Below are 13612 nucleotides of genomic sequence, written 5' to 3'. Positions count from 1 at the left end.
TGCGCAGACGAGCGCTCATGCCGTGAGCTGCGCGACCGCGTCGGCGATCGCGACCGTCTCACGCTCGCCCGTCGCGCGGTTCCACAGCTCGACTTGCCCGTCGGCGGCACCGCGGCCGACGACGAGCACACGCGGCACGCCGATCAGCTCGGCGTCGCCGAACTTGACGCCGGGCGAGACCTTGGGACGGTCGTCGTAGAGCACGTCGAGACCGGCCGCTTCGAGCTGCGCGATGACGTCCTCGGCGATGCCGTAAACCGCGTCGTCCTTGCCCGTCGCGACCACGTGCACGTCGAACGGGGCGACGGATTCCGGCCAGATCAGGCCCTTCTCGTCATTGTTCTCCTCCGCGATGATCGCGAGGATGCGCGTGACTCCGATGCCGTACGACCCCATCGTCACCGTGACGAGCTTGCCGTTCTCGTCGAGCACCTTGAGGCCGAGCACCTCGGCGTACTTGCGGCCGAGCTGGAAGACGTGGCCGATCTCCATGCCGCGTTCGATCGTGACGGGGCCAGACCCGTCGGGCGCCTCGTCGCCGGGCAGCACCTGGGCGGCCTCGATGACCCCGTCGTTGGCGAAGTCGCGGCCGGCGACCAGGCCGAGCACGTGCTTGCCCTCGATGTTGGCCCCGGTGACCCAGCCGGAACCGTCGACGACGCGCGGATCGACGAAATAACGGATGCCTGTGGACGAGTGCTCGCCCAGCACCGGGCCCTCCTCAGACCAGGGCCCGATGTAGCCCTTCACCAGACCGGGGTTCTTGGCGAAGTCGGCCTCCGTCGCCGGTTCGACCTCTGCAGGCTGGAAGGCGACCTCGGCACGCTTGAGGTCGAGCTCGCGGTTGCCGGGGATGCCGACGACGACGAGCTCGCGCGAGCCGTCGAGGTGCGTGAGCGCCAGCACCACGTTCTTGAGGGTGTCGGCGGCGGTCCAGGCGCGGCCGTCAGGACGCGGGTGGTTCTCGTTCGCGATGGCGACGAGCGACTCGATGGTGGGGGTGTTCGGGGTGTCGACGACCTGCTGCGGCGTGAGCTTCTCGTACGAACGCGCCTGCGGGGCGGTCGTCGTGAACGCCTCGACGTTGGCGGCGTAGCCGCCCGCCGACTGCACGAAGGTGTCCTCGCCGACGGGGGTCGGGTGCAGGAACTCCTCGCTGCGCGAGCCGCCCATCGCGCCGGCATCCGCCTGCACGATCACATAGCTCAGGCCGAGGCGCTGGAAGATGCGCTCATAGGCGTCGCGCTGCGCGAGGTAGGAGGCGTCGAGCCCGGCATCCGTGTAATCGAAGGAGTACGCGTCCTTCATCGTGAACTCGCGGCCGCGCAGCAGGCCCGCGCGGGGTCGCGCCTCGTCACGGTACTTGTCCTGGATCTGGAAGATCGTGAGCGGCAGGTCCTTGTAGCTCGAGTAGAGATCCTTCACGAGCAGCGTGAACATCTCCTCGTGCGTGGGCGCGAGCAGGTAGTCGGCGCCCTTGCGGTCCTTGAGACGGAAGATCAGGTCGCCGTACTCGGTCCACCGGTTGGTCGCCTCGTAGGGCTCGCGGGGCACGAGCGCCGGGAAGTGCACCTCGTGCGCGCCCGCCGCCGCCATCTCCTCGCGGATGATCTTCTCGATCTTCGCCTTGACCCTGAGGCCCAGCGGCAGCCACGAGAAGACGCCGGCCGCCGTGCGGCGGATGTACCCGGCGCGCACGAGCAGCTTGTGGCTCACGACATCGGCGTCGGCGGGGTCTTCGCGCAGGGTGCGCAGGAAGTAGTTGGAAAGACGAGTGGGCACGTCTCAAGTTTTCCACAAACTGTTTTGTGGGCTTGCCAGCGGCGAAGTCGGCACTGCGCCAACTCGTGCAAAATCCGCACACGTTCGCTTGACACCGCAAAGCCGGCCCGGCCTAGCGTCAGAAGCATGGAATTCACACTCAGCGAAGAAGAATTCAGAGCGCTCGCCCGCGCTGCGGAGATCGATGGATGCAGCGTCGAAGAGGCATTCAGTCGGGCGGTTCGTGCGTACCTGGTTTCTCCAACGCAGCGCGAGGACTGACGCCGGTAACCTCGAGCCATGGCGCGGCGCAGTTCTCGGCTCTCGGCATCCGCGGCGCAGAGTGAGCTCGCCAAGTCGCTCGCGGCACTGCGCGTGCAGCTCGGGGTTCCGGGCGAGTACCCCGCCGCGGCGGAGGAAGAGGCGCGGCAGGCATCCGATGCCCCGCTCGGTTCTCTGCCCGATCTCACCGAACTCGCATTCCTGACGATCGACCCGGCCGGGTCGACGGACCTCGACCAGGCGATGCACGTGAGAGCGACGGATGCCGGTTTCGAGGTGCACTACGCGATCGCCGATGTGCCGTTCTTCGTGACCCCGGCCGGCGCGCTCGACGCCGAGACGCGGCGGCGCGGGCAGACGCTCTACGCGCCGGACGGGCGGATTCCGCTGCACCCGCCCGTCATCTCGGAGGGTGCGGGCTCGCTGCTGCCGGGGCAGCGGCGGCGCGCGTTCGTGTGGCGGTTCTCGCTGGCACCCGATGGCACGGTGACGGCGACCTCGCTGACCCGCGCGATCGTGATGTCGCGCCGCCAGTGGAGCTACGACGAGGCGCAGCGGGCGCTCGACGACGGCAACGCTCCCCCGGAGCTCGCACCGCTGCCCGCGATCGGGAAGGCGCTCATCGCGCAAGAGGCGGCGCGCGGCGGGGCATCCCTCAACACTCCCGACCAAGAGGTAGTGCTGACCCCGCAGGGCTACGGCGTCGAGCGCCGGGTGCCGCTGCCGATCGAGGACTGGAACGCGCAGCTCTCGCTGCTGACCGGCATGGCGGCGGCGAGGATCATGCTCGACGGCGGCGTCGGGATCCTGCGCACCATGCCGCCCGCCGACGACGCGGCGATCGCCGCGTTCCGCGCGCGCACCGAGCTGCTCGGGCTGCCGTGGGTGCCCGGGGTCGAGTACGGCGCGTACCTGCGCGGCCTCGACCGCGCGCAGCCGCATGCGCTCGCGGTCTTGCAGGCGGCGGCCTCGCTGTTCCGCGGCGCCGGCTACGAAGCCTTCGACGGCGCGCCGCCCGCTCAGCCCGTCCAGGCGGCGCTCGCCGCACCCTACGCGCACGTGACCGCGCCGCTGCGCCGCCTCGTGGACCGCTGGGGGCTCGTCATCTGCGAGGCGCTCACGGCTGGGAATCCCGTGCCCGAGTGGGTGCGCGCCTCGCTGCCGGAGCTGCCGCACATCATGAACGTGACCACCTCGCTGTCGGCGCGGCTCGATTCCGGCGCCATCGACCGCGTCGAAGCCGCGGTGCTCTCGGGCCGCGTGGGCGAGGAGTTCGACGCCGTCGTGCTCGCGCAGAACCACACGAAGACGCGGATTCAGCTCGCGGAGCCCGCGGTCGAGGCATCCGTCGACTCCATCGCCGGTAATCCGGGCGATGTGGTGCGCGTGCGCCTGGTCTCGACGAGCATCGCGACGGGTGCGCTGGTTTTTACGCCGGCGTGACGCGTTGCGTCGCCGCGTTCAGGCCCAAGAATCGAGGATTGGGCCTGATAACGGCGACGCAACGACCGATGTCAGCGAGCGGATGCCTGCAGCAGCGCCTCGACGTAGGGCGTGAGGTCCACCGCGACGGTGTCAGGCAGCGCCACGGCCGCGGGACTCACTTGCTGGGGCATAGCAGTCCCCCCGTCGGGCCGCCGCCGGTGCATCCCGTCGAATCGAAGCCGCCGTCGGCGGACCGCGCCGGCCAGACGCCGGATCGCGGCGGCGGCGTCGAGCCGCTCCCCGTGATCGGCGACAGGATCGGTGACGAGGATGCTCGCCGCATCTGCCGCGACGAGCCCCTTCCACGCCCTGGCCTCGAGGCGCGCGTGCTTCCGCAGCAGCAGCGTGGCGATGCCGAGCAGCCAGGGCCGGGCATCCGTCTGCGCGCTGTCGAAGCTGCCGCGCTTCTCGAACGCGACCAGGAACGTCTCGGCCATGACGTCGGCGGTGATCTGCCCGCTCGTGCGCCGCGCCGTATAGCGGTGCACGGTGCGGGCGTGCCGGTCGTACAGCTCCCCGAATCTCTCGGGGGTCGTCAGCGATGCGCTGATGATCTCGCCGTCTGTGCTCACGTGAGGTATTGCACGTTCCGGCGATTCGAGTTCACGGACCCAGGATGCCGGAGCTCGCGGCATCCGTCAGGTACGTGTGCGTGCGCTGCTGCGATCCGCCGTGCGCTGTTCGGGTCCGAGGCGCGCACGCCGGATCGGAGCAGCGCAACCGAGTCAAAGCGCCGCGCGCCGCCGGGGTCAGTGCCCGACTGTCACCGAGGGCTCGCCGACCGGGGCGTCGGCACCCTGCTCGTCGGCGATGCGCTGCGCCTCGGCGATGAGCGTCTCGACGATCTCGGACTCGGGCACGGTCTTGATGACCTCGCCCTTGACGAAGATCTGGCCCTTGCCGTTGCCGGAGGCGACGCCGAGGTCGGCTTCGCGGGCCTCGCCCGGGCCGTTCACGACGCAGCCCATCACGGCGACGCGCAGCGGAACGGTGACGTGTTTGAGCCCCTCGGTGACATTCTCGGCGAGCGAGTAGACGTCGACCTGGGCGCGGCCGCAGGACGGGCACGAGACGATCTCGAGCTTGCGCTCGCGCAGGTTGAGCGACCGCAGGATCTGCAGGCCGACCTTGACCTCTTCCACCGGTGGGGCCGAGAGCGAGACGCGGATCGTGTCGCCGATGCCCTCGGAGAGCAGGATGCCGAACGCGGTCGCGCTCTTGATGGTGCCCTGGAACGCCGGGCCTGCCTCGGTGACGCCGAGGTGCAGCGGCCAGTCGCCGCGCTCGGCCAGCAGGCGGTAGGCCTTCACCATCACGACCGGGTCGTTGTGCTTGACCGAGATCTTGAAGTCGTGGAAGTCGTGCTCTTCGAAGAGCGAGGCCTCCCACACGGCAGACTCGACGAGCGCCTCGGCCGTCGGCTTGCCGTACTTCTGCAGCAGACTCGGCTCGAGCGAGCCCGCGTTCACGCCGATGCGCAGCGAGACGCCCGCGGCCTTCGCGCGGCGGGCGATCTCGCCGACCTGGTCGTCGAACTTGCGGATGTTGCCCGGGTTCACGCGCACGGCCGCGCAGCCGGCGTCGATCGCGGCGTAGACGTAGTTGGGCTGGAAGTGGATGTCGGCGATGACCGGGATCTGGCTCTTCTTCGCGATGATCGGCAGCGCCTCTGCGTCGTCGCGACTCGGCACGGCCACCCGCACGATGTCGCAGCCCGAGGCGGTGAGCTCGGCGATCTGCTGCAGCGTGGCGTTGATGTTCGTCGTCGGCGTCGTGGTCATCGACTGGACGCTGACAGGGGCGTCACCGCCGACCAGCACCTTGCCCACCTTGATCTGGCGGGACTTGCGACGAGGAGCGAGGACTTCGGGCGCCGACGGCATGCCCAGATTGATTGCTGCCACGGTTGCCAGTCTAGGTAGCCGTGTGCATGAACGCTGGGTGTCTACCCTGGTCGCGCTACAGCTGCGGATACGCGCGCCAGCCGCAGCGGCCGCGCTGTTCCGTAGGTGTAGCGCGACCTGCGCGTGCCCGCCCCGGGCAGGCGGCGGGGTGCGTCAGCCTGCCGAAATGGGCTTCACCAGGTCGGCGTAGGCGAGCAGCAGCTCCATCGCGATGAGCACCGTCACCACGCCGAAGGTGAGCGGCAGCAGACGGGCCATGTCGACGTGCTTGGGTGTGCGGCCGCGGCGGAAGATCGCGAAGTACCAGCGCTTGCCCTGCTCCCACAGCGCACCGACGATGTGCCCGCCGTCGAGCGGCAGCAGCGGCACCATGTTGAACACGAACAGCGAGATGTTGAGCGCCGCGATGATCGAGAGCAGCCACTCGAGGCGGTCGGCGAACGGCGTCGCGGTGTTGCTCGCGACGTCGCCGGCGAGACGCCCGACGCCGATCAGCCCGACCGGCCCATTGGCATCGCGCGCCTGCGAGCCGAAGGCCGCGTTCCAGACCTGCACCATGCGGTTCGGCAGGTTGAGGAACACGCCCGTTGTCGCCGAGAGCTGCTGACCGACGGCGCCCGGCACCGCGCTGAGCGGCTGCCGCACATTGGCCTGCGCGAAGGCGAAGCCCACCACCCCGGCCTGGATCGTCTTCTGCTTGCCCTGGGCGTCGTAGACCGTCTTGCTGGACTCCACGGGCGTCATCGACAGCGTCACGTCCCGCCCGTCACGCGCGACGACGACCGAGATCTGCTTGCCGGCCGACGCTCCGATGAGATCGGATGCCTTCTGGAAGTCGTTCCCGACGCGGTGCCCGTCGATGCTGACGATGCGGTCGCCCGGCTGCATTCCGGCGAGGGCGGCTGGGGCGACGGGGTCGTCCCCGGTGCAGGTCGTCGAGGTGCTGCTCGCCGGCTTCAGGCACTGCGACACCGAGTCCACCACCGGAACGCTCGACGGGATGCCGACACCCACCAGGATCACGCCGATCACGACGACGGCGATGACGAGGTTCATGAACGGGCCGGCGAACATGATGATGATCCGCTTCCAGGGGGCCGCCGCGTAGAACGCGCGGTGCTCCTCCCCCGCGGGAACCGTCTCGGCGCTCGACTGCCGCGCGCTGTCGATGAACTGCGCGAGGCGGCCGCGCCGGGGTTGCTTCCCGTCGGGCCCGGGCGGGAACATGCCGATCATCGCGATGTAGCCGCCGATCGGCAACGACTTCACGCCGTACTCGGTATCGCCCTTCTTGCGGCTCCACAGCGTGTTGCCGAATCCGATCATGTACTGCGTCACCTTGACGCCGAAGATCTTCGCGGCCGTCAGGTGCCCCAGCTCGTGCAGACCGATCGAGACGCCGATGCCGACGACGATGACGACGATGCCGAAGAGGAACAGGAGGGCGGATTCCACGCGTCGAATGTAGCGGCGCCGCCTTTGAACCTCCCGCAAGACGGCTATGTGTGACGCGCCCGCGCAGCTTCGGCATCCGTTGCTCATTTAGGCTGTGCCTCGTGACGAATCCCGAGCGCCAGACGAAGGCGCAGCGCCAGAACGCCGCCCGTGAGAAAGCCCGCATCATGCGGGAGGAGGCGAAGCGCAAGCAGCGCCGCAACCGGTTCATCGTGCAGGGCAGCATCGGGGTCGCCATCATCGCGGTGATCGCGATCGTCGTGCTCGTGGTGGTGAACGTCTCGAAGCCGACGTCGAACGCCGGGCCGAAGAACATGATCAGCGACGGATTCCTGCTGACGAGCACCACGCAGTACGTGGCCACCCCGGCGATCCCGCACAACGGCAAGCCCACCCCGACGACGCAGCCGGACGATGGCAAAGCTCACATCACGCTGTACCAGGACCTGCAGTGCCCGTACTGCGATCAGTTCGAAGAGGCAAACGACGAGCAGCTCTCGCAGTGGCTCGACGCCGGCACCGCGACGCTCGAGATCCATCCGATCTCCTTCCTCGACTCCAGTTCGAGCGGCAACAAGTACTCGACGCGCGCCGCCAACGCACTCGCGTGCGTCGCGAACTATGACCCGCAGGACTTCTTCGCCGTGAACAAGGCGCTCTACGACGACCAGCCGGAAGAGGGCACGAACGGCCGCACGGATGCACAGATCATCGCGACGCTCAAATCCGGGGGCGCTAGTGGAACCAGGATCAGCGACTGCGTGAAGAATCAGACCTTCGTCGGCTGGGTCGGGAAGGCGACGAACCGTGCAATGCACGGCACGAGCGTGCCGAACTCCAGCCTGACGCAGGTCACCGGCACGCCGACCATCATCGTCAACGGCAAGCAGTACCCCTCGAGCACCGCGAACAACCTCACCGACCCGACCATCTTCGCGAACTTCGTGAAGTCGACGGTGTCGGGCTGGTCGCCGACCGCCGCGAGCGCCTCCCCGACGCCCACGCCAGCGGGCTGAGCACAGCCAACGATTACGCAGGGGGCTGGCCCGCCGCCATCGGCGCGGGCTAGCCTCCTGCCATGTCCGGCTCGGCTCACGTCGTGGTGGGCGCGGGCCTGATCGGCCGCCGCGTCGCACGACTGCTCATCGACCGCGGCGACGCCGTCACGCTGCTGACCCGCCGGGGCACGGAGCTGCCCGGGGCGAGACCCGTCACCGCCGACGCGTCGGACACGGCGGCTCTGACGGCCGCCGCTGAGGGCGCCCGCACGATCTTCCTGTGCGCGAACCCCGCGGTCTACAGCGCCGAAGAATGGGGCAAGACGTGGCCGCCGATCTTCCGCGCGGCGATCGGCGCGGCGCACAGCACCGGCGCGGGGCTCGTCGTGATGGGCAATCTCTACCCGTACGGGCAGCAGGACGGACCGATGACCGAGCACTCCCCCGAGCTCACGACGAGCCCGAAAGGATTGATCCGCAAGGCGGGGTGGGAGGCGGTCAAGGCGGCGCACGACGCGGGCGAACTGCGCGGGGTCGAGGTGCGCGCGTCGGACTATTTCGGCGCGGGGTCGTCGGGCACCGCCCATCTCGGCGAAGGCTTCTTCGTGCCGATCATGGAGTCGAAGACCGCGCGCGTCGTCGGCGACCCGACGGCGCCGCACAGCTGGAGCTACCTCGACGACATCGCGACGACGCTCGTCGCCGCCGCGGACTACGACGGCGAATGGGGCCGCGTCTGGCACGTGCCGAGCGGCGAGCCGCATGCCCGCACCGAGATCGCCGCGACCCTGGACGACTGGTTCGGCACGCGCGGGCACGTGGCCGGCATCCCGCAGCTGGTGCTGCGCACCATGGCGCTCGGCAGCCCCATGATGCGCGGCGTGCTCGAGGAGAGCTATCAGTTCCGGCATCCGTTCGTCATCGACGCAGCGGAGACCGAACGGATGCTGGGGGTGCACGCCACCCCGTGGGAAGAGGCCCTGCGCGACACGGCCCAGAGCTACCGCAAGCTTTTCTAGGGTGGACCACTCTCAACTGCGCCGGACGGTCACCGCTGCGTCGTGAGGGCGGAGATCCGGCGCAGAGGTGACCGTTCGAAGCAGTCGGGCGGGCTAGCGCGAGCGCGCGATGAGCTGGTCGGCGGTCGCGCGGGCCCAGTCCTCGGCGGCGGCGAGGGACTCGCGGGTGAGCGAGCCCTCGGGTGCGTGCGCGTCGACGACACGCTGCACGGTGTCGACGATGTCGAGGAATCCGATCTGCCGCGCGTGGAAGGCGTGCACCGCCTGCTCGTTCGCCGCGTTGAACACCGCGGGGTAGGTGCCGCCGGCCTCGCCGACGCGCTTCGCGAGCGCCACCGCCGGAAACGCGGCGTCGTCGAGCGGCTCGAAGGTCCACGAGTGAGCGCGGGTCCAGTCGAGCGGCACGCCGACGCCCGCGACGCGGTGCGGCCAGTCGAGGCCGAGCGAGATCGGCAGGCGCATGTCGGGCGGGCTCGCCTGGGCGAGCGTCGAGCCGTCGACGAACTCGACCAGCGAGTGCACGACCGACTGCGGGTGCACCGTGACCTCGATGCGGTCGAACGGCACGTCGAAGAGCAGGTGCGCCTCGATCACCTCGAGGCCCTTGTTGACGAGGGTGGCCGAGTTGGTGGTGACCATGAGGCCCATGTCCCAGGTGGGGTGCGCGAGCGCCTCAGCGGGAGTGACGGATGCCAGCGAGTCGCGGCTGCGTCCGCGGAACGGGCCGCCCGATGCCGTCACCACGAGCCGCCGCACCTCGTCGTGCGTGCCCGAGCGCAGGGCCTGCGCGAGCGCCGAGTGCTCGGAGTCGACGGGCACGAGCTGCCCCGGCTTCGCCAGCTCGGTGACGAGCGAGCCGCCGACGATGAGGCTCTCCTTGTTGGCGAGCGCCAGCGTGCGGCCGGTCTCGAGCGCCGCGAGCGTCGGGCCGAGGCCGACCGAGCCGGTGATGCCGTTCAGCACCACGTCGGCGTCGACCTCGCGCACGAGCGCCTCGGCCTCGGCCGCTCCCAGCGCAGTGTGGGCGACGGAGAATTCGGATGCCTGGGCGGCCAGGCCTGCGGCATCCGTGCGCGCCGCCAGCCCCACGACCTCGAAGCGGTCGCGGTTCGCCCTGATGACGTCGAGCGCCTGCGTTCCGATCGAGCCGGTGGAGCCGAGAATCAGGACACGGCGTATATTCATCGCGCCGGTCCTAGCCCGGCGCGAGTTCCTCGCGAGCACAGCTCGCTCGGCGCAGCCGCGCGCGATGGCCCACCGGGCCATCGCTGTGCGAGCGGCTGCGCGCGACGCGCCGTACACGCCGCCGCGTCGCTATGGCTGGGTTCGCGATGCACGATACGACGCTAGCGCGGTCAGCGCGCGGCGGTCGTGCCCAGGATGTCGACGACGAACACCAGGGTGTCGGTGGCGCCGATGCCGGCCTGCGAGTTGCCCTGGCTGCCGTAGCCCTCGGCCGGCGGGATGACGGCCTCGATCTGCGAGCCGACCGTGTGGCCGACGAGCGCCTTGGTGAACCCGCTGACCACCTGATCGGTGAGGAAGGGCGACGGCTTGCCGCGCGACCAGCTGGAGTCGAACACCTTGCCCGTCGTCCAATCCATGCCGATGTAGTGGGCGGTGACGACATCGCCGTCCTTGACAGTCGCGCCCGTGCCCTTCTTGAGCACCTCGAGATCGGTCGTCGTCTTGCCGAGGCTCTGCGTCTTGGGAAGCGTGATGGTCGGGGTGCCGTCGCCGGCGAGCTTCACGGTCGGGAAGTTGGCGGCGGGCTGCTGGGCTGCGCCGTCGGCCTTGCTGATGGCCGGCTGGGGGACGACCTTGAGCACGTCCGCCACCATGACGACCGAGTCGGACTTCGTGAGCCCCGTCTGCGAGAGGTTGCTCTCGCCGCCGAAGGCGGTCGCCGCCGGCGCGACGTAAGCCACCCGCGAGCCCGCCTGCAGGCACTCGATGGCCTCGTTGAACAGCGGAAGCGAGCTGTTCGGGCCGAGCTGCGCCAGGTACGGGTCCTGCGAGGTGTCGTAGCCGACCGGGTCGCTGATGGGGTCACCGCTCGTGCCGTTGTACGCCGTGAAGGCGATGGTCACGGCGCTGCCCTCCTGCGCCTTCTCGCCGCTGCCGGTGATCAGCACCGAGCGCTGCTCGGACTTGGCCGAGATGCCCTTCTTGAACGTGATCTTCGGCGCGGACTTCTGGTCACCCGTGACCGTGACGCTGTCGGACGCGGAGCCCGACTTCACGTCGCAGCCGGAGACGGCCGCGGCGCTCGAAGTGGACTTCGGCGTGCTCTTCGCCTTCGAGTCGCCGCCACCCGAGCAGGCGGTCAGCAGGAGGGCGGAGGCCACCGCGAGAACGGCGATGGAGGCGGATTTGCGCACGGAAAGAACTCTCGATCGGGGTGGGTGAGGTTCCCAGTCTGCCGTACGGACCTATCCGGAAGATCAAGACGCGGTGCACGTATGGTGGGCGCGTGCAACTGAGCCGACTCGCGTTCCGAGCAGGCCGGGGTGTCTGGGCCGCCCGAGCCGCCGCCACGGCGGTGCTGCTCATCATGGTGGTCGCGCTCTCCGTTCTGACGGCGCAGACCGTCGCCTCGAGCCGCGCGGCGCAGCAGCCCCGCGCGACGCACCTCACTGCGACGACGTCCATTCCCTCGTTCCAGGCGGGGGAGCTGATCAGCGACGACGCGTTCTACAACGCGCAGGCGATGACGCAGGCCGGCATCCAGCAGTGGCTGCTTCAGATGCCCTGCGTTCCGCAGGACAACTCCCCCTGCCTCGCCTTCTTCAACCAGAAGACCACGACACGCCCGGCGAACAGCAACTGCGCGCGCTATCCGGGCGCCGCAGACGAGACCGCGGCCGCCATCGTGTCGAAGGTCGCGCGGTCGTGCGGCATCAGCCCGCGCGTGCTGCTCGTCCTGGTGCAGAAGGAGCAGTCGCTCATCACCCGGCCGAGCGCGTACGGCTACGAGCGGGCGACCGGCTACGCCTGCCCCGACACGGGTGAGTGCGAGGCGAAATATTACGGATTCTTCAATCAGCTGTACTCCGCGGCGTGGCAGTTCCGCGAGTACGCGAACCCGCACGATCACTGGTCGATCCGGCCGGGAACGGCGAAGCTGCGGTACTCGCCGGAGGCGTCGTGCGGGGAATCCGTCGTCCACATCGCCAACCAGGCGACCGCGAGCCTGTACCTCTACACGCCGTATCAGCCGGATGCCCATACGAAGGCCCACCCGGACGGCCCCGCCGATCGGTGCGCGGCCTACGGCAACCTCAACTTCTTCCGCCTCTACAACGTGTGGTTCGGCGACTCGCGGGCGGTCCGATTCCCGGAGTGGTGGGGGCCCTGCCTCGACCATGTGGACGGGATCGCATGCCGCACCAGGAATTGATCTGCGATTACCCTTGGCGGAATGGCACTCGAAGCTGACACCTCCGAGGCGGCGGACGACGGCGAGCCCGACCTCGAGGTCGCGGAGGAGCCCGACATCCGTCACACCAACCGGGGCCTCTACACCCTGGCTCGGCTGACCATCTCGCCGCTCGCGCGGATGGTGTTCCGCCCGCGGGTCATCGGGCGCCACAATGTGCCGAAGCACGGCCCCGTCATCATCGCCAGCAACCACCTGTCGTTCATCGACTCCGTCGCGATCCCCATGGTCGCGCCGCGGAGGGTGCGCTTCCTCGCGAAGTCCTCGTACTTCGACGGCACCGGCGCACGCGGCCGGCTGCAGCGCCTCTTCTTCAGCTCGGTCGGCGCGATCCCGGTCGTGCGTGGCGCGGGCAGCGCGGCGCAGGCGGCGCTCGATCAGTCGCGGCGCATCATCGAGTCGGGGGATGCCTTCGCCCTGTACCCCGAGGGCACGCGCTCACTGGACGGGCGGCTGTACAAGGGGCGCACCGGCGCCGCATGGCTCGCCCTCACGACCGGTGCCCCCGTCGTTCCAGTCGGGCTCAAGCGCACCAATGAATTCCTGCCCGTCGGGGCGAAGTTCCCACGCCGGGTGCGCATCACGATCGAGTTCGGCAAGCCGCTCGACCTCACCCACCTGGGCTCGGCCGACTCGGGCAGGGCCCGACGACAGGCGACGGACGAGATCATGTCCGCGATCCAGGCGCTGTCGGGGCAAGAGCTCGCAGGCAGCTACAACGAGGCGCCGCCGAGCGGCACCGTCGAGCGGGTCAGGCGGATGCTTCCCCACGAACGACGGTAGTCGTCGGCTCGTGCTCGACGGGGAAGTTCACCGAGGAGGCGATGAAGCACATGCGGCTCGCCTCGGCGTGCAGCTCTTCGGCGAGCGCGAGCTGCGCGGCATCCGTGATCTCGATGCGCGGCCGCAGCGTGACGGACGTGAAATGACCGCCGCCGTCGGGCGTCTGCGCCATCGTGCCGATCGCGTCGTCCTCGTACGAGACGACCGTGACGCCCGCGGTCGCGGCGGCGTGCAGGTAGCTCAGCATGTGGCACTGCGACAGCGCGGCGAGCAGCAGCTCCTCAGGATTCCACCGCTCGGCGTCGCCGCGAAACGCCGGGTCGGCGCTGCCCGCGATGTCGGCTTTGCCGTCGGCGGCGACGGTGTGCTCGCGGCCGTAGCCGCGGTAGCCGCTGGTGCCGGTGCCGCGGTTCCCGCTCCAGCTCACGGTCACGGCGTAGTGGTGCTCGAGTGCCATGCCGCCAGTCTGTCACCCACCGCCTGGCA

13 protein-coding genes are annotated in these 13612 nt (G+C 69.6%); 6 read left to right on the top strand and 7 right to left on the bottom strand.

Features of this window, described 5'->3' with window-relative positions; genetic code table 11:
• Positions 1–15 precede the first annotated feature (15 nt).
• A complete protein-coding gene (locus ABD708_RS17685) occupies positions 16–1782 on the bottom strand; it encodes a proline--tRNA ligase (RefSeq protein ID WP_344756956.1) in 1767 nt (588 codons plus the stop codon).
• 126 nt (positions 1783–1908) lie between these two features.
• On the opposite strand from ABD708_RS17685, the gene ABD708_RS17680 reads away from it, so the two are divergent.
• On the top strand, positions 1909–2043 hold the full coding sequence (locus ABD708_RS17680; RefSeq protein ID WP_344756954.1) for a hypothetical protein: 135 nt from the start codon (positions 1909–1911) through the stop codon (positions 2041–2043).
• 18 nt (positions 2044–2061) lie between these two features.
• Positions 2062–3486 carry an RNB domain-containing ribonuclease gene (locus ABD708_RS17675; protein WP_344756952.1) on the top strand — a complete coding sequence of 475 codons (1425 nt, stop codon included), beginning with the start codon at positions 2062–2064 and terminating at the stop codon, positions 3484–3486.
• A 71-nt stretch (positions 3487–3557) separates the two neighbouring features.
• Here ABD708_RS17675 and ABD708_RS17670 read toward each other — a convergent pair whose 3' ends face one another.
• From ABD708_RS17670 to ABD708_RS17660, 3 genes are all read right to left on the bottom strand, one after another.
• Positions 3558–4100 (bottom strand): RNA polymerase sigma factor, encoded by a 543-nt coding sequence (locus ABD708_RS17670; RefSeq protein ID WP_344756950.1) that lies wholly within the window; start codon positions 4098–4100, stop codon positions 3558–3560.
• Positions 4101–4277: 177 nt separating this feature from the next.
• A complete protein-coding gene (gene ispG / locus ABD708_RS17665) occupies positions 4278–5432 on the bottom strand; it encodes a flavodoxin-dependent (E)-4-hydroxy-3-methylbut-2-enyl-diphosphate synthase (RefSeq protein WP_344756948.1) in 1155 nt (384 codons plus the stop codon).
• A gap of 153 nt (positions 5433–5585) precedes the next feature.
• Complete coding sequence (locus tag ABD708_RS17660) at positions 5586–6887, bottom strand: M50 family metallopeptidase (protein ID WP_344756946.1); 1302 nt, start codon at positions 6885–6887, stop codon at positions 5586–5588.
• 101 nt (positions 6888–6988) lie between these two features.
• Here ABD708_RS17660 and ABD708_RS17655 point away from each other — a divergent pair, with 101 nt between their 5' ends.
• Entirely contained in the window at positions 6989–7903 is a 915-nt protein-coding gene (locus tag ABD708_RS17655; protein ID WP_344756944.1) for a DsbA family protein, read from the top strand.
• 62 nt (positions 7904–7965) lie between these two features.
• A complete protein-coding gene (locus ABD708_RS17650; RefSeq protein ID WP_344756942.1) occupies positions 7966–8904 on the top strand; it encodes an NAD-dependent epimerase/dehydratase family protein in 939 nt (312 codons plus the stop codon).
• 93 nt (positions 8905–8997) lie between these two features.
• Here the strand turns inward: ABD708_RS17650 and dxr are convergent, their stop codons facing one another.
• Complete coding sequence (gene dxr / locus ABD708_RS17645; RefSeq protein WP_344757182.1) at positions 8998–10083, bottom strand: 1-deoxy-D-xylulose-5-phosphate reductoisomerase; 1086 nt, start codon at positions 10081–10083, stop codon at positions 8998–9000.
• Between the two features lie 176 nt (positions 10084–10259).
• Entirely contained in the window at positions 10260–11285 is a 1026-nt protein-coding gene (locus tag ABD708_RS17640; protein ID WP_344756940.1) for an FKBP-type peptidyl-prolyl cis-trans isomerase, read from the bottom strand.
• Between the two features lie 92 nt (positions 11286–11377).
• Between ABD708_RS17640 and ABD708_RS17635 the strand changes: the two genes are divergently transcribed.
• Both ABD708_RS17635 and ABD708_RS17630 read left to right on the top strand, forming a co-directional pair.
• A complete protein-coding gene (locus tag ABD708_RS17635) occupies positions 11378–12304 on the top strand; it encodes a hypothetical protein (RefSeq protein ID WP_344756938.1) in 927 nt (308 codons plus the stop codon).
• Between the two features lie 21 nt (positions 12305–12325).
• The gene (locus ABD708_RS17630) at positions 12326–13126 is read left to right on the top strand and encodes a lysophospholipid acyltransferase family protein (RefSeq protein WP_344756936.1); all 801 of its coding nucleotides are present in this window, start codon (positions 12326–12328) and stop codon (positions 13124–13126) included.
• Here ABD708_RS17630 and ABD708_RS17625 read toward each other — a convergent pair.
• Complete coding sequence (locus tag ABD708_RS17625; protein WP_344756934.1) at positions 13095–13583, bottom strand: OsmC family protein; 489 nt, start codon at positions 13581–13583, stop codon at positions 13095–13097. The two genes, ABD708_RS17630 and ABD708_RS17625, sit on opposite strands and share 32 nt — an antisense overlap.
• Between the last annotated feature and the right edge of the window lie 29 nt (positions 13584–13612).

Origin of the sequence: Gryllotalpicola koreensis (assembly GCF_039538185.1) — a bacterium.
GTDB classification, from domain to species: domain Bacteria; phylum Actinomycetota; class Actinomycetes; order Actinomycetales; family Microbacteriaceae; genus Gryllotalpicola; species Gryllotalpicola koreensis.
Note: the sequence above shows the minus strand (reverse complement) of the source record. Positions and strands in the feature narration are given on the sequence as shown.